The organism is Pseudomonas nitroreducens, from assembly GCF_024170165.1.
In the GTDB taxonomy this organism is placed as follows: Bacteria; Pseudomonadota; Gammaproteobacteria; order Pseudomonadales; family Pseudomonadaceae; genus Pseudomonas; species Pseudomonas nitroreducens_C.
This window is the reverse complement of the sequence record NZ_JALJXP010000004.1, coordinates 172,295-196,424: the sequence shown is the minus strand read 5'-3', so window position 1 is coordinate 196,424 and position 24,130 is coordinate 172,295. Positions and strand designations below refer to the sequence as shown.

Annotated in this window: 24 protein-coding genes; 11 read left to right on the top strand and 13 right to left on the bottom strand. The window is 67.1% G+C overall.

Features of this window, described 5'->3' with window-relative positions:
- Window positions 1–89: 89 nt before the first annotated feature.
- Window positions 90–650: an NADPH-dependent FMN reductase gene (locus J2T47_RS10285; protein WP_253445598.1), complete on the bottom strand. Its 561-nt coding sequence runs from the start codon at window positions 648–650 to the stop codon at window positions 90–92.
- Window positions 651–833: 183 nt separating this feature from the next.
- Here J2T47_RS10285 and J2T47_RS10280 point away from each other — a divergent pair, with 183 nt between their 5' ends.
- Genes J2T47_RS10280 through J2T47_RS10270 form a run of 3 tightly spaced genes read left to right on the top strand, consistent with a single transcriptional unit; the run spans window position 834 to window position 2,921 of the window.
- The gene (locus J2T47_RS10280; protein ID WP_253445595.1) at window positions 834–1,574 is read left to right on the top strand and encodes an NAD-dependent epimerase/dehydratase family protein; all 741 of its coding nucleotides are present in this window, start codon (window positions 834–836) and stop codon (window positions 1,572–1,574) included.
- Complete coding sequence (locus J2T47_RS10275; RefSeq protein ID WP_253445592.1) at window positions 1,571–2,059, top strand: cupin domain-containing protein; 489 nt, start codon at window positions 1,571–1,573, stop codon at window positions 2,057–2,059. Before J2T47_RS10280 ends, J2T47_RS10275 begins: the two co-directional genes overlap by 4 nt.
- A gap of 22 nt (window positions 2,060–2,081) precedes the next feature.
- Window positions 2,082–2,921, top strand: coding sequence for an arylamine N-acetyltransferase family protein (locus J2T47_RS10270; protein ID WP_253445589.1), 840 nt, complete (start codon window positions 2,082–2,084; stop codon window positions 2,919–2,921).
- A 2-nt stretch (window positions 2,922–2,923) separates the two neighbouring features.
- On the opposite strand, the gene J2T47_RS10265 is transcribed toward J2T47_RS10270, so the two are convergent.
- The 7 genes from J2T47_RS10265 to J2T47_RS10235 all read right to left on the bottom strand — a co-directional run bounded on the left by J2T47_RS10265 (window position 2,924) and on the right by J2T47_RS10235 (window position 8,166).
- Window positions 2,924–3,550 carry a hypothetical protein gene (locus J2T47_RS10265; protein ID WP_253445586.1) on the bottom strand — a complete coding sequence of 209 codons (627 nt, stop codon included), beginning with the start codon at window positions 3,548–3,550 and terminating at the stop codon, window positions 2,924–2,926.
- 95 nt (window positions 3,551–3,645) lie between these two features.
- Entirely contained in the window at window positions 3,646–4,101 is a 456-nt protein-coding gene (locus tag J2T47_RS10260; RefSeq protein WP_253445582.1) for a DUF2214 family protein, read from the bottom strand.
- A gap of 47 nt (window positions 4,102–4,148) precedes the next feature.
- Entirely contained in the window at window positions 4,149–5,192 is a 1,044-nt protein-coding gene (locus J2T47_RS10255) for a sensor domain-containing diguanylate cyclase (protein WP_253445580.1), read from the bottom strand.
- 17 nt (window positions 5,193–5,209) lie between these two features.
- Window positions 5,210–6,559 (bottom strand): MATE family efflux transporter, encoded by a 1,350-nt coding sequence (locus J2T47_RS10250; RefSeq protein WP_253445577.1) that lies wholly within the window; start codon window positions 6,557–6,559, stop codon window positions 5,210–5,212.
- Between the two features lie 65 nt (window positions 6,560–6,624).
- On the bottom strand, window positions 6,625–7,026 hold the full coding sequence (locus J2T47_RS10245; protein ID WP_169936289.1) for a YkgJ family cysteine cluster protein: 402 nt from the start codon (window positions 7,024–7,026) through the stop codon (window positions 6,625–6,627).
- A gap of 104 nt (window positions 7,027–7,130) precedes the next feature.
- The gene (gene idi, locus J2T47_RS10240) at window positions 7,131–7,670 is read right to left on the bottom strand and encodes an isopentenyl-diphosphate Delta-isomerase (RefSeq protein WP_253445574.1); all 540 of its coding nucleotides are present in this window, start codon (window positions 7,668–7,670) and stop codon (window positions 7,131–7,133) included.
- 46 nt (window positions 7,671–7,716) lie between these two features.
- Entirely contained in the window at window positions 7,717–8,166 is a 450-nt protein-coding gene (locus J2T47_RS10235; protein WP_253445571.1) for a DMT family transporter, read from the bottom strand.
- A 126-nt stretch (window positions 8,167–8,292) separates the two neighbouring features.
- Between J2T47_RS10235 and J2T47_RS10230 the strand changes: the two genes are divergently transcribed.
- Window positions 8,293–8,694 (top strand): SRPBCC family protein, encoded by a 402-nt coding sequence (locus tag J2T47_RS10230; RefSeq protein ID WP_253445568.1) that lies wholly within the window; start codon window positions 8,293–8,295, stop codon window positions 8,692–8,694.
- A 10-nt stretch (window positions 8,695–8,704) separates the two neighbouring features.
- Here J2T47_RS10230 and J2T47_RS10225 read toward each other — a convergent pair whose 3' ends face one another.
- The 3 genes from J2T47_RS10225 to J2T47_RS10215 all read right to left on the bottom strand — a co-directional run bounded on the left by J2T47_RS10225 (window position 8,705) and on the right by J2T47_RS10215 (window position 11,487).
- Entirely contained in the window at window positions 8,705–8,992 is a 288-nt protein-coding gene (locus J2T47_RS10225; RefSeq protein WP_253445565.1) for a HigA family addiction module antitoxin, read from the bottom strand.
- A 14-nt stretch (window positions 8,993–9,006) separates the two neighbouring features.
- The gene (locus J2T47_RS10220; RefSeq protein WP_081515650.1) at window positions 9,007–9,285 is read right to left on the bottom strand and encodes a type II toxin-antitoxin system RelE/ParE family toxin; all 279 of its coding nucleotides are present in this window, start codon (window positions 9,283–9,285) and stop codon (window positions 9,007–9,009) included.
- 177 nt (window positions 9,286–9,462) lie between these two features.
- Window positions 9,463–11,487: an NADPH-dependent 2,4-dienoyl-CoA reductase gene (locus tag J2T47_RS10215; RefSeq protein ID WP_253445562.1), complete on the bottom strand. Its 2,025-nt coding sequence runs from the start codon at window positions 11,485–11,487 to the stop codon at window positions 9,463–9,465.
- Between the two features lie 192 nt (window positions 11,488–11,679).
- Here J2T47_RS10215 and J2T47_RS10210 point away from each other — a divergent pair, with 192 nt between their 5' ends.
- The 7 genes from J2T47_RS10210 (at window position 11,680) to selB (ending at window position 21,335) form a co-directional block, all read left to right on the top strand.
- Window positions 11,680–11,868, top strand: a complete 189-nt coding sequence (locus J2T47_RS10210) for a hypothetical protein (RefSeq protein WP_253445559.1) — start codon at window positions 11,680–11,682, stop codon at window positions 11,866–11,868.
- Between the two features lie 153 nt (window positions 11,869–12,021).
- Window positions 12,022–15,099 (top strand): formate dehydrogenase-N subunit alpha, encoded by a 3,078-nt coding sequence (fdnG, locus tag J2T47_RS10205; protein ID WP_253445555.1) that lies wholly within the window; start codon window positions 12,022–12,024, stop codon window positions 15,097–15,099.
- Window positions 15,100–15,107: 8 nt separating this feature from the next.
- Window positions 15,108–16,040 (top strand): formate dehydrogenase subunit beta, encoded by a 933-nt coding sequence (gene fdxH / locus J2T47_RS10200; RefSeq protein ID WP_253445551.1) that lies wholly within the window; start codon window positions 15,108–15,110, stop codon window positions 16,038–16,040.
- Window positions 16,041–16,097: 57 nt separating this feature from the next.
- Window positions 16,098–16,724, top strand: coding sequence for a formate dehydrogenase subunit gamma (locus tag J2T47_RS10195; RefSeq protein WP_253445548.1), 627 nt, complete (start codon window positions 16,098–16,100; stop codon window positions 16,722–16,724).
- Between the two features lie 134 nt (window positions 16,725–16,858).
- Entirely contained in the window at window positions 16,859–17,791 is a 933-nt protein-coding gene (gene fdhE, locus J2T47_RS10190; protein WP_253445544.1) for a formate dehydrogenase accessory protein FdhE, read from the top strand.
- A gap of 218 nt (window positions 17,792–18,009) precedes the next feature.
- A complete protein-coding gene (gene selA, locus J2T47_RS10185) occupies window positions 18,010–19,416 on the top strand; it encodes an L-seryl-tRNA(Sec) selenium transferase (protein WP_253445541.1) in 1,407 nt (468 codons plus the stop codon).
- Window positions 19,413–21,335 (top strand): selenocysteine-specific translation elongation factor, encoded by a 1,923-nt coding sequence (gene selB, locus J2T47_RS10180; protein WP_253445537.1) that lies wholly within the window; start codon window positions 19,413–19,415, stop codon window positions 21,333–21,335. The genes selA and selB overlap by 4 nt, the downstream gene beginning before the upstream one ends.
- 126 nt (window positions 21,336–21,461) lie before the next feature.
- Here selB and J2T47_RS10175 read toward each other — a convergent pair whose 3' ends face one another.
- Together J2T47_RS10175 and J2T47_RS10170 are read right to left on the bottom strand one after the other, a co-directional pair.
- A complete protein-coding gene (locus J2T47_RS10175; RefSeq protein WP_253445534.1) occupies window positions 21,462–22,916 on the bottom strand; it encodes an alpha/beta hydrolase in 1,455 nt (484 codons plus the stop codon).
- A 65-nt stretch (window positions 22,917–22,981) separates the two neighbouring features.
- Window positions 22,982–23,452: a hypothetical protein gene (locus J2T47_RS10170; RefSeq protein WP_253445531.1), complete on the bottom strand. Its 471-nt coding sequence runs from the start codon at window positions 23,450–23,452 to the stop codon at window positions 22,982–22,984.
- Window positions 23,453–24,130: the final 678 nt, after the last annotated feature.

Genomic DNA, 24,130 nt, shown 5'->3' with positions numbered 1-24,130 from the left:
GATGACCAATGCCGGGTAGTGCAGCGGCCTGCGACGGGCTGCTCAGAATGGCGGGGGAAAGCGCCGGCGGGTGCCGGCGCCCGGGCAGATCAGCGTGGCTGGTTCTGCACGATCCAGCCGGAGAAGGCGTCGATGATGCTCTTCAGGAAGGGCTCGGTCTTCTCCGACAGCTTGCCGGCTTCGTCGAAGAAACCGCCGGCGCCACCGAGATAGGCCTCGGGCTGTTGCAGCACCGGCATGTTGAGGAACACCAGCGACTGGCGCAGATGGTGGTTGGCGCCGAAGCCGCCGATGGCGCCCGGAGAGGCGCTGACCACGGCGCAGGGCTTGGCGTTCCAGGCGCTCTTGCCGTAGGGGCGCGAGCCGACGTCGATGGCGTTCTTCAGCACGCCGGGCACCGAGCGGTTGTATTCGGGGGTGACGAAGAGCACCGCGTCGGCGCGGGCGATGCGCTCGCGGAAAGCGCTGTAGCTGGCGGGCGGGGTGCCCGCGTCGAGCTCTTCGTTGTACAGCGGCAGTTCGCCGATCTCCACGATTTCCAGCTTCAGGTTGGCCGGCGCCAATGCGGCGAATGCCTTGGCGATCTTGCGGTTCAGGGATTCCTTGCGCAGGCTGCCGACGACAACGGCAACATCGAAGACTTGGCTCATGGCGACTCCTCGGGATCGGGGTATTGAGCCGTTTGTTATAGACGATGAGCGTGACATTGCGCGGACAGGGATCAAGGTCCGGCCATCATGTCCCAGTCGTTGGGCGTGATCTTGGCTCTGTGGGGTGGGGCATTGCGTTACTAGAGTGGCGACATGTCCCCGCCGCCCGATTCGAGGTTCCCCATGTGCATGAAAGTTTTCTTCGCTGGTGCCACTGGCGCCATTGGCCAGCGCCTGCTGCCGATGCTGCTGGAGCGTGGTTACCAGGTGCTGGCGATCAGCCGCTCCGAGCAGCGGGCCGCCGCGCTGGAGGCCGCCGGGGCGCAGGCGATGGTGCTGGATGTCTATGATGCGCAAGCCCTGGGTGCCGCCATGCTGGAGTTCCAGCCGCGCTGGGTGATCCATCAGCTCACCGACCTGCCGGCCGGCCTCGATCCTGCCCTGATGCCCGCAGCCCAACCGCGTAACGCGCGCGTTCGCCGCGAAGGCACTGCCAACCTGGTGGCGGCGGCCCGGGCCGCGGGTGTCCAGCGCATGGTGGCGCAGAGCATCGCCTGGGCCTACGCGTCGGGGGAGCTGCCGCTGCACGAGGAACAACCGCTGGACCTGGGCGCCGAAGGTCCGCGCGCCATCAGTGTCGGCGGTGTCGCCGCGCTGGAAGAGGCGGTGCTCGGCGCCCTGCCGATGGAGGGCATCGTGTTGCGTTACGGCCGGCTCTACGGGCCCGGCACGGGAGCCGATGCGGCGGACCCGAGGCTGGCGGTGCATGTGGATGATGCCGCCCGCGCCGCGTTGCTGGCGCTGGAGTGGGGCGCGCACGGCGCCTACAACATCGCTGAACAGGACATCGAGGTCAGCTCGGCCAGGGCGCGCCATCGCCTGGGCTGGCAGCCGGGCTTCCGCCTGGCAGGAGTGCCCGCGTGAGCCTCGCGTTGGGGCATGAGGCCCGGGTCGGTCTGCTGCTGGCCTTTGCCGTCAGCGCTGGCGCGTTGCTCTGGCAACCCTGGCCGCTGGTCAGCCTGGCGCAAAGTCATGCCGGGCCTTCGGCCGGAGCGCGGCCGAGCACCCAGGTGGAGCGCCTTTCCTGCGAGCCGCTGGCCGACCTGCCCGGCAAGGTCGTGACCACACTGCAGGTGGACTTCCCGCCCAACGGCTATACCCCGGCGCACCGCCACCCCGGCGCGGTGACCGCCATCGTGCTCAGTGGTCAGGTGCGCTCGCAGATGCAGGGCCTGCCAGCGCAGACTTACAGCGCGGGCCAGACCTGGTTCGAGCCCAGCCGCGAGCTGCACCTGTTCGCCGAGAACCCCAGCGCCAGCGAGCCCGCGCGCCTGCTGGCAGTCATCGTCAGTGATGAGAACTGCGGCCCGCTGGTGATCCCCGAACCGAGCGCCGACCACCGCCATTGATGCTTCGCGAAAGGAGACTCGCATGACCCCGCTCACCCCCTTCAGCGCCCCCCAGCTCGACGCGACCCTGGCGCGCCTCGGTCTGCCACCGGAGCGCCCCGCGCCGACGCTGGAAAACCTCGACCGGCTGATCGTCGCGGCGCTGCATCACCTGCCTTTCGAGAACCTCGACGTGCTGCTGGACAAGCCCATCCTGATCGATCCGGAGGCGGTGTTCGCCAAGGTCGTCGAACGCCGGCGCGGTGGTTACTGCTTCGAACTGAACAGCCTGTTCGCCCGCCTGCTGGCCAGCCTGGATTACCGCGTGACCCTGCTGGTGGCGCGGGTGCGCTGGGGCCTGCCGGCGGAGGCACCGCTGACGCCGCAGACGCACCTGCTGCTGCGTATCGATCTGCCCGAAGGACCGCACCTGGTGGATATCGGTTTCGGCGGCCCGGCCTCGCCGAACGCCCTGTCGCTGCGGGTGAACGAAGAGCTGCCCGGCGGTTGGCGCATCAGCGGTTCGGCCGAAGGAGAACTGGAGATGGCGACACGCTCGGCGTCCGGCTGGCAGACGCTGTACCGCTTCACCCTGGCAGCGCAGCACTGGGCCGATTACGGCATGCGCAACTGGTACACCTCGACCTACCCGCAGAGCGTGTTCCGCAACTCCCTGCGCGTGGCGCTCAGCGAGGAGGGCGCGCGGCTGTCACTGTTCAACGGGCAATTCACCCGGCGTGGTGCGGACGGCGAAGTCGAGCAGCGCAGCATCGAGAGTGCCGATGACTTGCAGGCTGTGCTGCGCGAGCGCTTCCATCTGCAGCCGGATGCGGCGGATAGCGATGCCCTGCATCGCCGGCTCGGGCAGCTGCTGCAGGCTTAGCGCTACTGGCCGGTGGCGGTGGCGGGTAGATCCGGCGCCATGCCGATGGCCAGTCGCACGATGCGCCCGGGCAACTCATTGCGCTGCAGCGAGCCGCCGGGGGCGCCTTCCAGCCAGTTGCCCATGAAGTCGGAGGCCTGGCATTGCAGGGTGCGCTGCTGCATCGGCAACTCGCCCGGCGCCGGCTGCAGCCAACGGCACTGGCCGTCGAAGATGCGTACGCCCTTGCGCGGCATGCGCAGGGCGGCATCGGCGAGACGGTCCTGGAATCGGAGAATGGCGAAGGCCTGGTCCGGCGCTGTGGGGGTGCCGGCGAGATCGGCGGAATCGCCGTCGAGTTGGATCTCGATACGACTCAGGTCCCGCGTGCAGCCGCCCTCGCGGGTGCTCAATGGCACCTGGAAACTGACCCGCTGCGGCCGCTCGCTGTGGCCCGGAGTCTCGAAGATGCGGTGGGTCACCGGCTGCTCGCAGGTGGCACCGCTGTACTGCGCATCGCCGGTGAGCTGAAAGTCGCCAGGCAGGTCGGCTTCGAAAGTGAACTCGTTGCTCGCGCAGCCGCTCAGGACGAGGGCCGCCATGATGGAGAGCAACGGCCAGGGGAGGCGGTCGGGGGAGCGGCGAAACATGGTGAGGTCCTGCGGCAGTCGGGGCTGCGCAGGAGCATCCGTCGATTACCGCAGCGGCTGAATCGGAGGGCGCTTATCTGTCTGTAGGAATGCGCTCAGCCAATCATTCCGAAGCCACGCGCCATCAGGGTCGCCAGCAGCGGCAGGATCATCAGCGCCAGCAGCTCCACGCGGATGGTCATGATCACCAGCCGGGCCTGGCGCTCGCTGGGCACCGGCACGCGGCCGGCCTTGAGCTCGTTGCGCCAGTTGAGGAAGGTCATGGTCGGCAGGATCGACAGCAGCGCCACCAGCACGAAGAGGCCGATCTTGGCGTGGAACAGGCTGTTGTGCAGGTAGTAATCCGTGCCCTTGGCGAACCAGACCACGCGCGCCGCGCCGGTCAGCAGCACCACGCCGGCGCAGGCGCCATAGGCCAGGTCGACTATCACCAGGCTGCGCGCCCGCGCCAGGTCCAGCGGCAGGCGGAACAACTGGTGCTCCAGCACCAGCAGGGCGAACAGGATGAAGATCGACAGGTAGTGCAGGTACGCGGCAATGGCTTGGGCCATGGGTGGGGTCCTCTGCTGGGGCCTTACTTTTTTTGTTCGGGCGGCGGTCAGGCTGAGGCCGGCGGCGCACTGAAACTCACCCGGTTGCGCCCGGCCTGCTTGGCACTGTAGAGCGCGCCATCGGCGCGTTCCAGCGCCTGGTCGACAAGTTCCGAGGTGCCCAGCAGGGTGCAGCCGATGCTCAGGCTGACCGGCAACGGTCCGCAGGGCAGCTGCACCGGCTCGTGGCCGATCAGCTCGCGCACGCGTTCGGCGACGCGTTGCAGTTCTTCACCGTCCTTCACCTTGAGCAGGGCGACGAATTCCTCGCCGCCCTGGCGCACCAGCAGGTCGTCCGGCCGCAGCGCGGCGCGCAGGCGCCGGGCGCACTCGCAGAGCACCAGGTCGCCAGCGGCGTGGCCGTGCTGGTCGTTGATCGCCTTGAAGTGGTCGAGGTCGGCGTAGAGCACGCCCAGCTGCACGTGGCTCTCCCGCGCCAGGCGACATTCGCGCTCCTGGAAAGTGTGCAGGCCGCCACGGTTCCACAGCTGGGTCAACGGGTCGAGCAGGGCCTTGCGCTGCTCGCGGTCCATCTCCACGCGCAGGTCGCGGTTGCTCTGGATCAGGCTGCGCAATTGCAGGTAGCCCTCGGCGAGGGTGGCGAGGTCGCGGAAGTTGGTCTGCTGCGCCTCGGTCATGTTGCGCGGTCGCGGGTCGACCATGCACAGGGTGCCGATGGCCTGGCCATTGCCCGCGCGCAGCGGGCGCCCGGCGTAGAAACGAATGTAGGGCGGGCCGAGCACCAGCGGGTTGTCGGCGAAGCGCTCGTCGAGGGTGGCATCGGGCACCAGCAGGGTGTCCTCGCCGAGGATCGCGTAGCCGCAGAAGGACACGTCGCGGGTGGTCTCGCTGGCATCCAGGCCGACGCGGGCCTTGAACCACTGGCGCTCCTGGTCGATCAGGCTGATCAGCACGGTATCGACCTTCACCAGGTCCTGGGTCAGCTGGACCAGGGTGTCCAGGTAATGCTCGGCCGGGGTGTCGAGCAGGTTCATCTCATCCAGGGTCTGCTGACGCAGGGATTCGTCAACGGGAATGGGACAAGCCGGCATGGCGTCTCCTCAACAGGTCAGGGGCTGGCAGGCGCCTGCCAGGCATCTTGGCGTGTCAGCTGCCAGGCGTAGCCGGCGAGGACCAGCGCGCGCAGCAACATGAAGCATAGGAAGGTTAGCCACAATCCGTGATTTCCCCAGCCCTGCAGTGCGAAACCCAGCGGCAGGCTGGCGGCGCAGGCCAGCAGCATGGCGTTGCGCATCTCGCGGGCGCGGGTGGCGCCGATGAACAGGCCGTCGAGCAGGTAGCTCCACATGCCGATCAGCGGCAGGCAGGCGAGGTAGGGCAGGTACTGGTCCGCGGTGGCGCGCACTTCCGGGATGTCGCTCTGCAGGGCGATGAACAGGTGCCCGAAGCAGGCGAAGAAGGCGACGAACAGCAGGCTGGCGATCAGCGACCAGCCGCAGGCGACTACCAGGGAGCGGCGCAGCGCGGTGCGGTCACGCCCGCCGATGGCGTGGCCGCACAGCGCCTCGACGGCGTGGGCCAGGCCGTCGAGGGCGTAGGCGGTGACCATCAGGCCGTTGAGCAGCAGTGCGTTGGCCGCCACCGTCGCGTCGCCCAGGCGCGTGCCCTGAACCGTGAGCAGGAAGAACACGCCCTGCAGCGCCAGGCTGCGGATGAAGATGTCGCGGTTGACCATCAGCAACGGTCGCCAGCTGGCCCAGGCGCGCAGGCGCGACCAGTCCGGCAGGCCGGGGAAACGCAACAGCGCACCACGGGTCAGTGCCAGGCCCAGCAGCGCGCCGCCCCATTCGGCGGTCACCGCGGCCTTCGCTGCACCGGCCACGCCCCAGCCCAGACCCAGCACGAACCACAGGCTGAGCACGATGTTGATGAGGTTGGTGGTCAGCAGGATCGCCAGCGGCGCGCGGGCGTTCTGCGTGCCGAGGAACCAGCCGACCAGTGCATAGGTGGCCAGCGCTGCCGGCAGGCCGAACAGGCGGATGTGGAAGAACTCGCGGGCCAGCACGTCCAGCTCGGGGGACGGGCGCATCAGTGCCAGCGCAGGCCCGGTCAGCGGCACCGCCAGCAGGCTGAGCAGCAGCGCCAGGCCCAGCGCCAGCAGCAGGCCCTGGCCGAGAATCCGCCGCAGCGCTCCGCCATCCTCACGCCCGGCCGCCTGGGCGGCGAACCCGGTGGTACCCATGCGCAGGAAGCCCAGCACGCCGACCAGCAGGGTGTAGAGCCCGCCTCCGACCGCCACGGCGCCCAGCTGGTGGGCGTGCGGCAGGTGGCCGATCACCGCGCTGTCCACCAGGGTGACCAGCGGTACGGAGACGTTGGAGAGGATCATCGGCGCGGCAAGCGCCCAGACACGACGGTGGGTTGGCGAATGCCGCCAGGCTTCGAGCAGGGAATTCATGAGGGGCTCCTGAGCTGGCGCGCAGTATAGCGAGCCGGGAGCCCCGTGCTTTCAGCCGGCCGTGATCAGCCGGTCTTCTTGCGGTAGGCGCAGTAGCCGGGGCGTGGGCCGACCTGCGGGTGGTTGCGGCAGGTGTCCGGGCGCTTGGCGTAGACGCTGCACAGCCGCGTCTTGCGGTCGAGGAAGTAGCAGTCGCCGTTGCTGGTGCGGGTCAGGGTGAAGATGCCGCTCTTCTGGTTGAAGCGCTCGACGACGCCTTCCTTGAGCAGGCGCTTGGCGATGTTCTTCGCCGGTTCGTCGCGCTCGAATTCGTCGACGACGCCGATACGGATCAGGTCGTTGACGTTCACTTCCGCCGGCATGGTGCAGCAGGTGGCGTTGCAGTCCTTGCACAGGCCCGAGGTGTACTTCGCCCAGGTTTCCAGGCGGTCCAGTTCGGCGTTGGCGATCAGTGGTGGTTTTCTCATGGCGGCAAGTCGGTGCGGTGGCGCGAAGGCGCGCATCATAGTGAGCGGCGCGCAGATTTGCTTGGCCTTTCGACGAACAGAGCGGCCATCGATAGAGCGGCGTTCTACAGAGCGGCGATTCCGCCGTTATCGCGCAGATAGTCCCTGAAGGTCGGGAAACAGATGAGGAACCAGGGCGTGAAACGCTCCGGGTGCGCAGCCATCTCGGTTTCCAGCTCGGGCAGGGCGACGTAGCGGAAGTCGTCGGCCTCCTGCGGATCAGGGCGCGGCGGTTGATCGTCGACCGCACCGAACAGGTGGCCGTACTCGTGCTCGGTCATGCCGTTGGCCAGCTCCAGGCAGTAGCTGAACTCGAACAGTTTGCGCAACCCGACCTGGATGCCCATCTCCTCGCGCAGCCGGCGTTCGGCGGCGTGCTTCGCGGATTCGTCGGGATAGGGGTGGCCGCAGCAGGTGTTGCTCCACAGCCCGCCGCAATGGTACTTGCCCGCCGCCCGGCGCTGCAGCAGCAGTTCGCCGGCGCGATTGAAGACATAGACCGAGATGGCGCGGTGGCGCAGCCCGAGATGATGGGCCTGGTGTTTTTCCATCGTGCCGGTCGGGTTGTCATGTTCATCGACCAGGATCACCTGGATATCGGTCATGGACGTCTCCTGCCGTTCGCCACTGCTTTAATGTAAACCGCGGTGTTCAGCCCTTGCGGATCATCCAGATACCCACCGCGATGGCGGCCATGCCGGCGATCTTCAGGGTGCTCACCGGTGCTTCCTTGAAGCCGGCCCAGCCGAAGTGGTCGAGCGCCAGCGCCATGCCCAGCTGGCCGGCGAGCACCAGCACCATGAACATCAGCGCACCGACGCGCGGCGCGGCAAAGGCGGCGATGAAGATGAAGAACATCCCCAGGAAGCCGCCGCACCACTGCCACCAGGGCATCCCGCGCATCGCCGCGATGCTGGGGAACTCGCGATTGGCCAGGGTCAGTGCGAGCAGGCCGAGCATGCCGACGAAGAAGGAAATCAGCGCGGCGGCCAGCACGCTGGACACTTGCTTGGCCAGCTGGCCGTTGATGCCGGCCTGGAGTGGCAGGCAGGCGCCGGCGATCAGCGGAAGGACGAACAACCACCAGGGTGGCGTAGGCATGGGAAACTCCGGAAAGGGTCGCAAAGCAGGACAGCGAAAGGCTGGCCTGCGGTCGATCGAGAATAGTCAGCCGCGTAGTATGCACCAGACTGGAGCGTCGCTCCCGCCCCGATGGAGGTCCCGACCATGGCCACCCGCGCTTCCCGCGTACTGAGCGTCCGCATCGAGCGGCCGCGCGACACTGCCTACGAGTTCCTCGCCGCCCCGACGAACTTTCCCTACTGGGCTTCAGGCTTGTGCAGCTCCATCGAACCGCTGGACGGTGAACTCTGGCTGGCGCAGACGCCCCAGGGCCCCCTGCGCGTGCGCTTCTCGCCGCGCAATGTGTATGGCGTGCTCGACCACGAGGTACTGCCCGAGCAGGCGCCGGCCGTGCACATCCCGCTGCGGCTGATCGCCAATGCCGATGGCTGCGAGCTGCAACTCACCCTGCTGCGCCAGCCGCAGATGGACGACGCCACCTTCGAGCGCGACGCCCAGTGGGTGGAGCGTGACCTGCAGGCGATCAAGGTGTTGCTGGAGGGGTGATTCGTGGGACTTATGCCACCGCTTGCAGCCGGGCAATGGGCGGGTGCGCCTGCTGACTGACCTGCCACAGATCGTAAGCCGCCTGCATCGCCAACCAGTGGCGGGCCGTGCCCAGGCCGGCCTGCTCCAGGCGCCAGGCTAGGTCCGCGCTGATGGGCGCTCGGCCGTGGAACACTTTGGACAGGTGCGGGCGGCTTACGCCGAGATGGGTCGCCAGAGCAGTCACGGAAAGGCGAAGCTCCGGTAGTACATCCTCAAGGAGGATTTCGCCGGGGTGGGGCGGGTTGTGCATCGCCATGCTGGGTGCTCCAGTCAGTGGTAGTCGAGATAGTCCAGCAGCTCCACGTCGCTGTCGACGAAACGGAAGGTAACGCGCCAGTTGCCCGAGACGCTGACGGCCCAGCAGCCGGACAGCGAACCTTTCAGGCCGTGCAGGCGGTAACCGGGCAGGTCCATGTCTCGCGGGCCGTTGGCGCTTTCCAGCGCGGCAAGGATGCGTTTGAGCCGGGGCACGTGATCGGCCCTCACTCCACGAGGATCACCTTGCTGGTAAAGGGCGCGCAGCCCCTTGTGACGGAAGCTTCTGATCATCGCCGGACTGTAATCTAACAGATTACAGTCGCCCTAGCCGAGACGCTTGTCAGAAGGTTCTCCGCACAGTGTTCAGCTTGTAGGAGCGAGCTGGCTCGCGAACAGTTTCCAGGCAGTTGCGGCGCTGGGCGGTTCGCGAGCAAGAACTAGGCGTCCCCCTCGTCCCTACAGAAACCGTCAAAGGCGTGCGGCCAGCTCCGCGCCTTCGCGGATCGCCCGCTTGGCGTCCAGCTCCCGCGCCACGCTGGCCCCGCCGATGACGTGGTAGCGCAGGTTCTGCGCGGCGAGCGTCGGTTGCAGTTCCAGCAGCGGTTCCTGACCGGCGCAGATCACCACGTTGTCCACCGCCAGGCATTGCTCCTGGCCGTCGATGCGCACATGCAGCCCGTCATCGTCGATGCGCAGGTACTCCACGCCGCCCAGCATGCGCACGCCGTGATGCTTGAGGTGCGCGCGGTGCACCCAGCCGCTGGTCTTGCCCAGCCCGGCGCCGGGTTGGCCGGCCTTGCGCTGCAGCAGCCAGAGTTGCCGGCGTGGGGCGGCGGCGACTGGCGGGATCAGTCCGCCTCCCGTGGCGTTGTCCAGGTCGATGCCCCACTGGCCGAGCCACTCGCCCAGCGGTTGCGGGCCTTCGCGCTCGGCCAGCAGAAAGCTGGCGACGTCGAAGCCGATGCCGCCGGCGCCGATCAGCGCGACCTGCTCGCCCACCGCTGCGCCACGCAGCACATCGAGGTAGCTGAGCACCCTGGCGTGGCCGATGCCCGGAATCGACGGCGTGCGCGGCTGGATGCCGGTGGCGACTATCACCTCGTCGTACTCGCCGCTCAGTTCACCGCGGCGGATGCGCCGTCCCAGCTGAACTTCGACGCCCAGTTCGCCCAGACGCACGGCGAAGTAGCGCAGCGTCTCGCTGAACTCTTCCTTGCCCGGCACACGCCGGGCCAGGTTGAACTGCCCGCCGATCTCCGCGGCGGCCTCGAACAGCGTCACCCGGTGGCCGCGCTCGGCGGCGACACAGGCGGCAGAAAGCCCGGCCGGCCCCGCGCCGATCACGGCGATGCGCTTGTGCACGCGTGCCTTGCGGTAGCGCAGTTCGGTCTCGAACGCCGCACGCGGGTTGACCAGGCAGCTGGCGCGGCGATTGGCGAAGGCGTGGTCCAGGCAGGCCTGGTTGCAGGCGATGCAGGTGTTGATCGAGGCGGCGCGGCCGGCGGCGGCCTTCTCCACGAACTGTGGGTCGGCCAGCAGGGGCCGGGCCATGGACACCAGATCGGCGTGGCCTTCGGCGAGCAACTGCTCGGCGACTTCCGGCGTGTTGATGCGGTTGCTGGCGATCACCGGCACGCGCAGTTCGCGACGCAGGCGCGCGGTGACTTCGGCGAAGGCCGCACGCGGCACCGAGGTAACGATGGTCGGCACCCTGGATTCGTGCCAGCCGACGCCGGTGTTGAGCAGGTCGATGCCGGCGCCTTCGAGGGCTCGGGCAACGGTACGCACCTCGTCCCAGCTGTTGCCGCCTTCCACCAGGTCGAGCAGCGACAGGCGGTAGCTGATGACGAAGCGTTCCCCCAGCGCGCGACGCGTGCGGCGGACGATCTCCAGCGGCAGGCGCATGCGGTTGCCCAGGTCGCCGCCCCAGCGGTCAGCGCGCTGATTGGTGCGCGGGCAGAGGAACTGGTTCAGCAGGTAGCCTTCGCTGCCCATGATCTCCACGCCGTCGTAGCCGGCGGCGTGGGCGAGCTTCGCGCAGCGCACGAAGGCGGCGAGGGTGCGCAGGATGCCGCGCTCGGACAGCTCGCGCGGGGCGAACCAGCTGATCGGTGATTTCACTGGCGAGGCCGAGACCACCAGCGGGTGATAGCCGTAGCGCCCGGCGTGGAGGATCTGCAGCAGGATGCGCCCGCCCTCGCGGTGCACCGCCTGGGTCAGACGGCGGTGCGCGGGCACCTGCAGACCGCTGGTCAGGCTGCTGCCCAGCGGCAGCAGCCAGCCTTCGCGGTTGGGCGCAAAGCCGCCGGTGATGATCAGCCCGACGCCGCCGCGCGCCCGCTCGCGGTAGTAGGCGGCGAGTTTGCCGAAGTCCCACAGGCGGTCTTCCAGGCCGGTGTGCATCGAGCCCATCACCACACGGTTGCGCAGTTGAATCGGGCCCAGGTCGAGTGGGGCGAGCAGGTGAGGGTAGGGCGAGGCGGCGGACGACATGGAAGCGCTCTTGGGTAATCGGATCCTGCCACCCTACTGGGCCGGACATGTGCCGGTTAACGGCCCGGCTGCCGTGCCGTTCGGGCATTTCGGTCAAGCGCTTGAGGTTGACAGGAGCGCCACAGGTTCCAGACTCAACCCCATGGCAGGGCTGCAAGGCCCCGATTGCAGGCTGAAGTGACGGAGGTCGTCATGAAAGCGATAAGAACAAGACACGCGCGCCATTACCTGCTCGCTGCCCTCATCGGCGTGGCCCTGCTCGGGCTGCACGAAACCCTCCAGCCGGATCGCGCGCAATCCGCCTGTCGCCCCGACGGCGCAAGTATCTCCTGCGCCTACCCGCCCGTTGCCCATTTGGGGGTACTCGGCAGTGCGTTCTGAGTGACGCACTGACGCGCGTCAATGCGCCGCTGATCCCGGCCATGCATGGTCTGCCCCGCTCAAAGCTGGCGCATCGCGCCCGCTTGGCTATCTTTTAAGCAGCAAGGGTCCGGCCATGCACCGGACGTACGCTGCCTGATCAGGAGACGCACGATGGATATGAACCGTCGGCAATTTTTCAAGGTCTGCGCTGTGGGCCTTGGAGGATCGAGCCTGGCGGCACTCGGGATGGCACCCCCGGATGCATTCGCCGACCAGATCCGCCACTTCAAGCTTGCGCGCACCGTCGAGACCCGCAACACCTGCCCGTACTGCTCGGTAGGCTGCGGCATCCTGCTGTACAGCCAGGGTGACGCGGCGAAGAACGTGGCGCAGAACATCATCCACATCGAGGGTGACTCCGATCACCCGGTCAACCGCGGCACGCTCTGCCCCAAGGGCGCCGGCCTGCTGGACTTCGTCCACAGCCCGAACCGCCTGAAGTACCCGCAGGTTCGCGAAGCCGGCTCCTCGGAGTGGAAGCGCGTCGGCTGGGACGAGGCGCTCGACCGCATCGCCAAGCTGGTGAAGGAAGACCGCGACGCCAACTTCATCGAGAAGAACGCCCAGGGCCAGACGGTGAACCGCTGGCTGACCACCGGCTTCCTGGCCGCGTCGGCGTCTTCCAACGAAGCGGGCTACATCACCCACAAGGTGGTGCGTTCCTTAGGCGTACTGGCGTTCGACAACCAAGCGCGTGTCTGACACGGCCCGACGGTGGCAAGTCTTGCCCCGACGTTTGGCCGTGGAGCCATGACCAACCATTGGACCGACATCAAGAATGCCGATCTGATTCTGATCATGGGCGGAAACGCCGCTGAAGCGCACCCGTGCGGCTTCAAGTGGGTGACCGAGGCCAAGGCGCACAACAAGGCGCGCCTGCTGGTGGTCGACCCCAGATTCACCCGTTCCGCTTCGGTGGCCGACTACTACGCGCCCATCCGTACCGGCACCGACATCGCCTTCCTTGGCGGTCTGATCAACTACCTGCTGGAAAACGACAAGTACCAGAAGGAATACGTGCACAACTACACCGACGTCTCCTTCATCGTGAAGGAAGGCTTCGGCTTCGACGACGGGCTGTTCAACGGCTACGACGCGGAGAAGCGCACCTACCCGGACAAGTCCTCCTGGCAATACGAGCTGGGCGAGGACGGCTTCGCCAAGGTCGACCCGACCCTGACGCACCCGCGCTGCGTGTTCAACCTGATGAAGCAGCACTACAGCCGCTATACGCCGGACGTGGTGAGCAACATCTGCGGCACGCCCAAGGACATGATGCTCAAGGTGTGGGAAGTGATTTCCACCACCGCGGCGCCGACCAAGGTCATGACCATCATGTACGCCCTGGGCTGGACCCAGCACTCGGTGGGCGCACAGATGATCCGCACCGGCGCGATGGTCCAGCTGCTGCTGGGCAACATCGGCATGCCCGGCGGCGGCATGAACGCCCTGCGCGGCCACTCCAACATCCAGGGCCTGACCGACCTGGGTCTGCTGTCCAACTCGCTGCCCGGCTACCTGACCCTGGGCATGGATGCGGAGCAGGACTACAACGCCTACATCACCAAGCGCACCAGCAAACCGTTGCGCCCGGGGCAGTTGTCCTACTGGCAGAACTATCCCAAGTTCCACGTCAGCCTGATGAAGTCCTGGTTCGGCAAGGCCGCCACCAAGGACAACAACTGGTGCTACGACTGGCTGCCCAAGCTGGACATGCCCGGCGCCGGCTACGACGTGCTGCGCTACTTCGACATGATGTACCAGGGCAAGGTCAACGGTTACTTCTGCCAGGGCTTCAACCCCATCGCCTCCTTCCCCAACAAGGCCAAGGTCAGCGCCGCGCTGGCCAAGCTGAAGTGGATGGTGGTGATGGACCCGCTGGCCACCGAGACCTCGGAGTTCTGGCGCAACGCCGGCGAGTTCAACGAGGTGGACAGCAAGGCCATCCAGACCACGGTGTTCCGCCTGCCGACCAGCTGCTTCGCCGAGGAAGACGGCTCCATCGTCAACTCCGGTCGCTGGCTGCAGTGGCACTGGAAGGGTGCCGAACCGCCGGGTGAGGCGCGTACCGACATCGCCATCATGAGCGGCCTGCTGCATCGCCTGCAGGCGGCCTACCGCAAGGATGGCGGCGCCTTCCCCGACCCGATCCTGGGCCTGGACTGGCCGTACCTGCGGCCGGATGAGCCGAGCCCGGAAGAGGTGGCCAAGGAGTACAACGGCAAGGCCCTGGCCGACATCGTCGACCCGAACAATGGCATGGTCCTGGCGAAAGCCGGCGAGCAGCTCCCGGCCTTCGCGCTGCTGCGCGACGACGGCAGCACCGCCAGCGGCTGCTGGATCTTCGCTGGCTCCTGGACGCAACTGGGCAACCAGATGGCCCGCCGCGATAACAGCGACCCCTACGCCATGGGCCAGACCCTGGGCTGGGCCTGGGCCTGGCCGGCCAACCGGCGCATCCTCTACAACCGCGCCTCGGCGGACGTCAGCGGCAAGCCGTGGGACCCGGTGAAGAAGCGTCTGGTGTGGTGGAACGGCAAGGCCTGGGGCGGCACCGACGTGCCCGACTACAAGGCCGACGTACCGCCGGAAGCGGGGATGAACCCGTTCATCATGAACCCCGAAGGCGTGGCGCGTTTCTTCGCCGTCGACAAGATGGCCGAGGGGCCGTTCCCCGAGCACTACGAGCCGTTCGAGACGCCGATCGGCGTCAACCCGCTGCACAAGAACCCGCAGGCGATCAGCAGCCCGGCGGCGCGGGTGTTCAAGAACGACATGGAGCTGTTCGGCAAGGCCGACGAGTTCCCCTACGCCGCGACCACCTACCGGCTCACCGAGCACTTCCACTTCTGGACCAAGCATTGCCGTCTGAATGCCATCGTCCAGCCGGAACAGTTCGTCGAGATCGGCGAGGCGCTGGCCAAGGAACTCGGCATCAAGGCCGGCGACCGCGTGAAGGTCTCCTCCAACCGCGGCTTCATCAAGGCGGTGGCGGTGGTGACCAAGCGCATCCGTCCGCTGCAGGTCAACGGCAAGACCGTGCACCACGTGGGCATCCCCCTGCACTGGGGCTTCTCCGGGGTCGCGCGCAACGGCTACCTGACCAACACCCTGACCCCCTTCGTGGGCGACGGGAACACGCAGACGCCGGAGTTCAAGTCCTTCCTCGTCAACGTGGAAAAGGCGTGAGGTGAAGCATGAGTAGTCAAGACATCTACGCCCGCTCCGCCACGACCCTGCCGTCACCCTCGGTGCGGCACGAGGAGGAAGTGGCCAAGCTGATCGATGTGTCCAAGTGCATCGGCTGCAAGGCCTGCCAGGTCGCCTGCTCGGAGTGGAACGAGTTGCGCGACGAGGTGGGCCACAACCACGGCACCTACGACAACCCCATCGACCTCACGGACCAGTCCTGGACGGTCATGCGCTTCACCGAGCATGAGAACCCGGCCGGCAACCTGGAGTGGCTGATCCGCAAGGACGGCTGCATGCACTGCGAGGAACCGGGTTGCCTGAAGGCCTGCCCGAGCCCTGGCGCCATCGTGAAGTACGCCAACGGCATCGTCGACTTCAACCAGGACCACTGCATCGGCTGCGGCTACTGCATCACCGGCTGCCCGTTCAACATTCCGCGCATCTCGCAGAAGGACCACAAGGCGTACAAGTGCACCCTGTGTTCCGACCGCGTGGCGGTGGGCATGGAACCGGCCTGCGTGAAGACCTGTCCGACCGGCGCCATCGTCTTCGGTACCAAGGAGGACATGAAGGAACACGCCGCCGAGCGCATCCAGGACCTGAAGTCCCGTGGCTTCGAGAACGCCGGCCTGTACGACCCGCAAGGCGTGGGCGGCACCCACGTCATGTATGTGCTGCACCACAACGACCAGCCCTCGCTGTATGCCGGCCTGCCCGACAAACCGGCCATCAGCCCGATGGTCAGCCTGTGGAAAGGCCTCACCAAACCGCTGGGCCTGCTGGCCATGGCGGGCGTGGTGCTGGCCGGGTTCTTCCACTACACCCGCATCGGCCCCAACCGGGTCGAGGAGGACGAGGAAGACGGACCCGACCCGCAGGCGCCGGTGCACAAGGTCGACCCTTCGGTGCATGGCTACGATCCGCGTGATCCCCGCTGACTGACTTCCGCCCTCCCCATGGGGAGGGCGGAAAAGGGCAGCAAGGAGCCCGACGACATGAAAAAAGATATCCAGCGTTACAACGCCAACGAACGGAGCAACCACTGGATGGTGGCCATCCTGTTCTTCCTCGCCGGCCTCTCGGGGCTGGCGCTGTTCCACCCGGCCATGTTCTGGCTGACCAACCTGTTCGGCGGCGGGCCGTGGACGCGAGTCCTGCACCCCTTCCTCGGGGTGGCGATGTTCCTGTTCTTCCTCGGCCTGGTGATCCGTTTCGCCCACCACAACCTGGTGGAGAAGCGCGACGTGCAGTGGTTGAAGCAATGGCGCGACGTGGTCACCAACCGCGAGGAAAACCTCCCGGAAGTCGGCCGCTACAACGCCGGGCAGAAGCTGCTGTTCTGGACCCTGCTGCTGTGCATGCTGGTGCTGCTGGTGACCGGTTTCGTGATGTGGCGTGCCTACTTCAGCCACTTCTTCGGCATCGACCTCATCCGCATCGCCTCGCTGCTGCATGCCTTTGCCGCCTTCGTGCTCATCTGCAGCATCCTGGTGCACATCTACGCCGGTATCTGGGTGAAGGGCTCGATGGGCGCCATGCTCTACGGCTGGGTCAGCCGCGGCTGGGCGCGCAAGCACCACGCCGCCTGGCTGAAGGACGTGGACAAGGGCAAGGGGCACTGACCTGCAACGCTGCTGAAATGAATGCCGGCTGACACTGGATTGCCAGCCGGCACGGACAGTCCCCTCTCCCTCTGGGAGAGGGCTAGGGTGAGGGGCTCTCAAGGCCCCGAACCCCCATCAACAAGGAGTCCTGCGTGTCAGGCCGAATTCTCGAACCCGGGCAGATCGAAGCTGCCGCCAACATCCCCCCGTTGTTCAACCTGCCGTCTCCCGATCTGTTCTCCCGCCGCGCCGCGCGCCTGCGTGAGCTGGCACCGGGCAATCCCCTGCAGGGCTACCTCGAACTGATCGCTGGCGTCTGCGAAACTCAGCAGGCGCTGCTCGACCGCAAGCTGTTCCTGCAATCGCCGGACGCCGCCGCGCTGGCCCGCAGCCGCGAGCACCGCATGCCGCCGCTGGCCTACGAAATGCTGGTGCGCGAGGGCGCCTGGCTGCCGCTGCTGGACGCCTTCCTCGACGCCTACGAACTCACCGCCAATCCGGCGGTGGTCGAGGCGCTGAAAGTCCTGCGCAACGCCGACTCTGGCCAGCGCAAGGCCTGGGCGCTCGGCCTGCTCAACGGCCAGTTCGACCTGCTGCCGCCGGCGCTGGTGCCCTTCCTCGGCGCCGTCCTTCAGGTCGCTTTCAGTCAGTGGTTGCTGCAATTGCCCGACGACACCCTGGCCGAAACCGGCAGCCAGACCCTCTGCCCGGCCTGCGGCGCGCCGCCGGTGGCAGGGATGATCCGCAGCCAGGGCAAGCACGCCGGGCTGCGTTACCTGTCCTGCTCGCTGTGTTCCTGCGAATGGCACTACGTGCGGGTGAAGTGCAGCCACTGCGCCGAGAGCAAGGGCCTGGCCTACTACTCGCTGCAGCGCGAAGGTGTGGCCAGCGACCAGGCGCCGCTCAAGGCAGAAACCTGCCCCGGCTGCCAGTCCTACCTCAAGCAGTTCTACCTGCAGCACGACAAGCACGCCGAGGCCCAGGCGGACGACCTGGCCAGCCTCGCGCTGGACATCCGCCTCGCCGAAGACGGCTACCTGCGTACCGCGCCAAACCTGCTGCTGGCACCCGGCGGCTCTTCGTAGGATGGGTGGGGCGCAGCGATACCCATGCTGTCGCAGCACGGGGCTTGATGGCTATCGCTGCGCTCCACCGCATCCGACAAAGGCATCGCGTCGTAGGGCGGATAACGCGGCACGCGTTATCCGCCATTGGCTTCGCGCCGATGCAGCCGGCGTATGACCGCCAGCGGTTATACGCCCTACACTGATTCCAGCCATCGCTCCCAGCAGAAGGTTCGTCCATGTCCTCGGTACGTCTGCCCTCCATCGACCGCCTGCTGCGCAGCCCGGCCTGCCAGCCGCTACAGCACCGCTATGGCCGTGAGGCCCTGCTCAAGACCCTGCGCGACCTGCTCGATGAACTGCGTGATCCCGCACGCCACGGCCAGCTGGCCGCCATCGAGCTGGAAGAGTCCGTGCTCGCCGGCCGCGCTGGCGAGCGTCTCGCCGCGCACCACGCCAGCCGCGTACGCCGGGTGTTCAACCTCACCGGCACCGTGCTGCACACCAACCTCGGCCGCGCCTTGCTGCCCGAGGAAGCCATCGAAGCGATCACGCTGGCCGCGCGCTACCCGCTCAACCTGGAATTCGACTTGGCCACCGGCAAGCGCGGCGATCGCGACGACCTGATCACCGGGCTGATCCGCGAGCTGACCGGCGCCGAAGCCGTCACCGTGGTCAACAACAACGCCGCCGCCGTACTGCTGGCGCTCAATAGCCTGGGCGCGCGCAAGGAAGGCATCATCTCCCGCGGCGAGCTGATCGAGATCGGCGGCGCCTTCCGCATCCCCGACATCATGTCCCGTGCCGGCGTGAAGCTGGTCGAGGTCGGCACCACCAACCGTACCCACGCCAAGGACTACGAAGCCGTGATCGGCCCGCGCTCCGGCCTGCTGATGCGCGTACACACCAGCAACTACAGCGTGCAGGGCTTCACCGCCAGCGTCGCCACCCCGCAGCTGGCGCAGATCGCCCACGCCCACGGCCTGCCGCTGCTGGAAGACCTGGGCAGTGGCACCCTGGTCGACCTCACCCGCTGGGGCCTGCCCAAGGAACCGACGGTGCAGGAAGCCCTGCGCGACGGCGCCGACATCGTCACCTTCAGCGGCGACAAGCTGCTCGGTGGCCCGCAGGCCGGGCTGATCCTCGGCAGCAGGGAGCTGATCGGGCGGATCAAGAAGAACCCGCTCAAGCGCGCCCTGCGCGTGGACAAGCTCACCCTCGCCGCGCTGGAGGCAGTGCTCAACCTCTACCGCGACCCCGACCGCCTCGCCGAACGCCTCACCAGCCTGCGCCTGCTCAGCCGCCCGCAGGCCGATATTCGCCTCCAGGCCCAGCGCCTCGCTCCCGCCCTCGCAACGCTGCTGGGCGAAGGCTGGAATGTCAGCGCCGTGGACGCCCTGGGCATGATCGGCAGCGGCGCCCAGCCGGTCGCGCGCCTGCCCAGCGCTGCGCTGTGCCTGCGCCCGAACCAGCCCAAGCGCCAGCGCGGCCGCGCGCTGCTGGACCTGGAAGAGCGCCTGCGCTGCCTGCCGATCCCGGTGCTCGGGCGCATCGACGACGACGCGCTGTGGCTCGACCTGCGCCAGCTCGACGACGAGCCCGGCTTCGTCGCGCAACTGCCGCTGCTGGCCGAGGACGAGGCGTGATAGTCGGAACCGCCGGCCACATCGACCACGGCAAGACCTCACTGCTGCGCGCGCTCACCGGCATAGAGGGCGACCGCCGCCCGGCAGAGCGCGAGCGCGGCATCACCATCGATCTCGGTTACGTCTATGCCGACCTTGGTGATGGCTCACTCACTGGCTTCATCGACGTGCCGGGCCACGAGCGCTTCGTCCACAACATGCTCGCCGGCGCGAGCGGCATCGACCTGGTAGTGCTGGTGGTGGCCGCCGATGATGGTGTGATGCCGCAGACCCGCGAACACCTCGCCATCGTGCAGTTGCTCGGCATCCGTCGCGCCATGGTCGCGCTGACCAAGGCCGATCGCGTATCGAGCGAGCGGTTGGAGCAGGCCAGCGCTGAAGTGCGTGAACTGCTGGCCGACGGACCGTTCGCCGATGCTCCGATCTTCCCGCTGTCCAGCGTCAGCGGCGCGGGAGTCGAGGCGTTGCGTGAAGCGCTCACCGTCGCAGCTGGCGAAATCCGCGAACGAGCTGCCAATGGTGGCTTCCGCCTGGCCGTGGACCGCGCCTTCAGCGTCAGCGGTGCGGGTGTCGTCGTCACCGGAACGGCCTTCGCTGGCAGCGTGAACGTCGGTGATGAATTGCTGCTCGGCAACGCTGGCCGCCGAGTTCGCGTGCGCGGCCTGCACGCACAGAACCGCGAAGCGCAGCAGGCCCATGCCGGCCAGCGCGTAGCGGTGAACATCGCTGGCGAGCGCCTGAACCTCGAACAGATTCGCCGGGGCGACTGGCTGATCGCCCCTGAACTCCATGCGCCGACCACGCGCGTCGATATCGACCTGTACCTGCTGCCCAGCGAAACCCGCGCCTTCGCCCACTGGACGCCGGTGCATGTGCACCTCGGCGCGCAGGACGTCACCGGCCGCGTTGCGCTGCTCGAAGGCGAGCGCCTGCAGCCCGGTGAGCGAGCCTTCGCGCAGCTGGTGCTGAATGTGCCCAGCCACGCCGTGCATGGCGACCACCTGGTGTTGCGCGACCAGTCCGCGCAACGCACTCTCGGTGGCGGGCGCGTGCTCGACCCTTTCGCTCCCGCCCGCAATCGCCGCAGCCCGGAGCGCCTGGAGCAGTTGCGTGCTCTGCAAGGCGACAGCCTGGAAAGTGCCCTGCCGACCCTGCTCGCACATGCCAGCAACGGTCTTGATCCGGCCCTGCTGGCGCGCCAGTTCAACCGTCCCCGCGAGGGCTGGAGTCTGCCTGCCGAACTGGCCGAAATTGGCACGCGCCTCGGGCCTCGGCTGTTCGCGACAGAGCGCTGGACGACGTTGCAGGAACAGTTGCTGGCCGAGCTGCAGGCCTTCCACGAAGACGCTCCCGACGAACTCGGCCCCGACCGCGACCGCCTGCGCCGCTACGCCTTGCCGCAATTGGAGCGGCCGATCTTCATCGCCCTGCTGGAAAGCCTGCTGGCAGACCGTCGCATCGACAGCAGCGGGCCCTGGCTGCACCTGCCGGACCATCGCGTGCAGCTGGGCGAAGCCGACGAAAAGCTGCGTGAGCGTCTATGGCCGTTGCTGCTGGCCGGCGTCTTCGATCCGCCCTGGGTGCGCGACCTCGCCCGCGAACTGAAGGCGGAGGAGGGCGACGTGCGCCTGTTGCTGCGCAAGCTCGCGCGCCTGGGCCAACTGCACCAGGTGGTGAAGGACCTGTTCTACCCAGACCAGGCCGTGCGCCAACTCGCCGGTCACGCCCTGCACCTGCGTGACGAAGCCGGCATCATCCGCGCCGCCGCCTTCCGCGACCGCATCGGCATCGGCCGCAAGCGCTGCATCCAGCTGCTGGAGTACTTCGACCGCATCGGCTTCACCCGCCGCATCGGTAATGAGCGGAGGGTCAGGGAGGATTCGGCGCTGGCGCAGTCGACCGCTGAAGAAACTTTCTGAACTCCCCCTCCCCACGCCCCTCGATAGCCCTGTTCACTACCGGGGAGTGGGTCCAATGAGTTCCTGGCTGATTCTGCTGTTCATCGCCGTCACCCTGATTGCCGTCGTGCTGGACGTGGGCAAGCGCTAGCGCGACGGCAACACCCGATCGACCCGTTGCACGAGGTAGTCATAGAACGGGTTTGAGGTCACCCGCTGGAACAGGTCCAGCCCGACGATCAGTACGCCGCGTTCACCGCGCGGCGTGAGGGTGCCCAGGTGGATGCCGAAGTCTTCGCCGGCCTGTGGATGCTGGCCGTAGAGCGTGTCGTCGGGCGGGAAGGGCAGTGCCACGTGGGAGAGGGAGAACAGGTCCGGTGGGTAGCTGGCCGCCAGCGGCTGGCTCTCCTGCTGCTGGCTGTGGGCCGGGGTGTGCAGGGCGCTGGTCTGGCTGCTCTGCGGGCTGTTGGAAATCACCGTCAGGTCATAGTTGCGCTGGCGCTCGGGCAGCAGGCGGTCGCCGAGCGTGGCCATTTCCGGGCGCAGCAGCGGGCCGTAGTTCAGCGAGCGATTGAGGTCGAACAGCACCAGTTCGCTGCCGTTGTCCGGCAAGCGGTCGTAGAGGTTGCTGATCACCGCCGGGGTGCTGACGGTGCTGTCGGCAAGCGACTGGAAGGTGAGGATCGGCGGCAGGCGCGCGAGGTTGCCGATGCGGCTGGCGCTCTCCAGGCTGCCCTGCACGGCATCGGTCAGCTCCACCGTCTGGCGTGCCGCCGCGATGGGGAAGGAGTTGTACTTGAACGGGTTGAACTCCGGCAGCACGCTCAACCACGCCGCCTTGGCGAAGGCCGGCAGCAACGCCGGCAAGCCCGCCAATCCGGCGAACTGCGCATAGCGGGTCACGCCGATCATCGGCGAGATCAGCACCACCTGTTTCGGCATCGTCAGGCTCGGGTCGCCCAGCGCATCCAGGCTGTACTTCATCGCCAGCGCGCCGCCGTTGGAAAAGCCCACCATCAGCAGCGGCGCACCCTTGGGCATTTGCGCAGAGGCCTCGCGCACAGCCAGCCGGGTGGCAGCCATCCAGTCCTCCCAGTCCGCATCGGTGAGCCCGGCCGGCACGGTGCCGTGGCCCGGCATGCGGATCGCGATCACCACGAAACCCTGCTGCCGCAGGTGCTCGCCCAGGTGGCGCAGGCTGTAGGGCGAATCGGTCAGCCCGTGCAGCAGCACCGCCGCGCCGCGCACTTCACCGGCGGGGCGCATCTCGTAGGAGCGATTCCAGTCGGTGGCGAAGTGGCCGGGGTAGACCTGGCTCTGGTCGAAGTAGCGGTTGTAAGCCACGCGCTCGAAGGGTTGCAGGCTGGCCGCCATTTCCTTGCGCATGGCCTGCATCAGCTTGTCCTCGGCGGCCAGGTAGCCGGCCCAGTCGGTGCGGTCAATGGCGTCGCTGTGCAGGTCCTCCGGCACCCAGGTGTGCCAGGGCTCCAGCGGCGGGATGTTGCGCAGCGCGGCGACCCGCAGCCCCAGCGCCAGCACGGCGATGGCGAGGATGAGGATGACCAGCCAGAGCAGCGCCCTGGTGAGTTTCGCGTTCAGCATGGAGTTCCCTTGTCAGCGTGCAGGACAAGCATAGAGCCCGAGGCGCTGCAAAGTCCGCTCACGGGTCAAAGGGCCGAGACCGCCTCGACGTACGCAGTATTGCCGATGCCCACCTGAGCCCAGACCGGGCGCGTCTCGTTGCCCTGGCGGTCGTACTGCTCGTCCGCGTCCCACAGCGTGATGATCTGCCCCGGAAACAGGTACTCGCCGTCGTTGAATTCGTGCGCGCCGGAGTCGTCCGCCGAGGCGATCAGCGAGAACAGCTCACCGGCCGCCAGCGCAAACACATCCACGCCCTGGTAGCGCGCGAGGTACTGCTCGCTCTGCGACAGGCCGATGAACCAGATGTGTCCCTGCTCGTCGCACTCGGTCTGGATCGCCGCCTGACAGAAGTAATCCGTCGGCCCGTTGGACGACTCCAGCGGGAAACCCACGGCGGCCAGCGCGTCCCGCGCCATGGCCCGCGTATCGCCGAGACAGACCGGACCGATGCCCAAGTGTGGGGAAATATCGAGGATGGGTAGAGTGGGCTTCATGCCGTGGAGCTCCCTGGGTAGTGCTAGCGAGGGTAGAGCAGGGGCAGCTAGTTCGCTGCCTTTTTCTGGCTAATAAATAGCGTTTTGATGTTATTTGGCCAGAATGTCATGGCCGGGCTGCGCGGGGCTTGTCGAGCGACGCGGTGCCCGCTGCGGTATCGCTGCGCTGGCATCGGTCATGGCAATGATGGCAACATCCGGGCTCCCGCTTTCGCCGCTGCCTTCGTGCAGCCGGCTTCTGACCAGGGAAGGCAATCACGCCCGGTGGAGTGGCCGGGCTTCAAACCCTCTAAAACCGTGCTTTGATGCGTTGCTATACGTTCCAATGCCACTGTTTTTGCCGGTTTGATGTCCCATTCCGTAGCTTTTCGTGCCATTGATTTCGACACATTTTCGACAGGTGTCTGATGTCTGCTAGCGGCCAATTGCAGCCGTTTCAGCGAGGATCAAGTAGGTATGCTCGTCCGGTTTACCACGCTGGCAATGGACCCTGACTCGGGCCAAACAACCGGAATCCTGGTTTGTGCCCATGAGCTTCGCGATAACGGCGACCTCACTAGTGGCGAACACTCCGAGCTACGAAACTGCTTGGCTTGGTTCAACGAGCACTTGTTTGTACCGGGTGTCCTTAAGGCGGAAGAACATCGTCGCGCCATCTCATGGTTCAAGCCGGCTGCC

Coding starts and splice junctions, on each gene's coding strand:
- J2T47_RS10245 (WP_169936289.1), bottom strand. CDS start 7,026: ATGAGAAAACCACCACTGATCGCCAACGCCGAACTGGACCGCCTGGAA.
- J2T47_RS10215 (WP_253445562.1), bottom strand. CDS start 11,487: ATGTCGTCCGCCGCCTCGCCCTACCCTCACCTGCTCGCCCCACTCGAC.
- J2T47_RS10265 (WP_253445586.1), bottom strand. CDS start 3,550: ATGTTTCGCCGCTCCCCCGACCGCCTCCCCTGGCCGTTGCTCTCCATC.
- J2T47_RS10220 (WP_081515650.1), bottom strand. CDS start 9,285: ATGATCAGAAGCTTCCGTCACAAGGGGCTGCGCGCCCTTTACCAGCAA.
- J2T47_RS10285 (WP_253445598.1), bottom strand. CDS start 650: ATGAGCCAAGTCTTCGATGTTGCCGTTGTCGTCGGCAGCCTGCGCAAG.
- J2T47_RS10175 (WP_253445534.1), bottom strand. CDS start 22,916: ATGCTGAACGCGAAACTCACCAGGGCGCTGCTCTGGCTGGTCATCCTC.
- selA (WP_253445541.1), top strand. CDS start 18,010: ATGTCCTCGGTACGTCTGCCCTCCATCGACCGCCTGCTGCGCAGCCCG.
- J2T47_RS10260 (WP_253445582.1), bottom strand. CDS start 4,101: ATGGCCCAAGCCATTGCCGCGTACCTGCACTACCTGTCGATCTTCATC.
- J2T47_RS10255 (WP_253445580.1), bottom strand. CDS start 5,192: ATGCCGGCTTGTCCCATTCCCGTTGACGAATCCCTGCGTCAGCAGACC.
- fdxH (WP_253445551.1), top strand. CDS start 15,108: ATGAGTAGTCAAGACATCTACGCCCGCTCCGCCACGACCCTGCCGTCA.
- J2T47_RS10235 (WP_253445571.1), bottom strand. CDS start 8,166: ATGCCTACGCCACCCTGGTGGTTGTTCGTCCTTCCGCTGATCGCCGGC.
- J2T47_RS10170 (WP_253445531.1), bottom strand. CDS start 23,452: ATGAAGCCCACTCTACCCATCCTCGATATTTCCCCACACTTGGGCATC.
- J2T47_RS10230 (WP_253445568.1), top strand. CDS start 8,293: ATGGCCACCCGCGCTTCCCGCGTACTGAGCGTCCGCATCGAGCGGCCG.
- J2T47_RS10280 (WP_253445595.1), top strand. CDS start 834: ATGTGCATGAAAGTTTTCTTCGCTGGTGCCACTGGCGCCATTGGCCAG.
- idi (WP_253445574.1), bottom strand. CDS start 7,670: ATGACCGATATCCAGGTGATCCTGGTCGATGAACATGACAACCCGACC.
- J2T47_RS10210 (WP_253445559.1), top strand. CDS start 11,680: ATGAAAGCGATAAGAACAAGACACGCGCGCCATTACCTGCTCGCTGCC.
- J2T47_RS10250 (WP_253445577.1), bottom strand. CDS start 6,559: ATGAATTCCCTGCTCGAAGCCTGGCGGCATTCGCCAACCCACCGTCGT.
- J2T47_RS10270 (WP_253445589.1), top strand. CDS start 2,082: ATGACCCCGCTCACCCCCTTCAGCGCCCCCCAGCTCGACGCGACCCTG.
- J2T47_RS10195 (WP_253445548.1), top strand. CDS start 16,098: ATGAAAAAAGATATCCAGCGTTACAACGCCAACGAACGGAGCAACCAC.
- J2T47_RS10225 (WP_253445565.1), bottom strand. CDS start 8,992: ATGGCGATGCACAACCCGCCCCACCCCGGCGAAATCCTCCTTGAGGAT.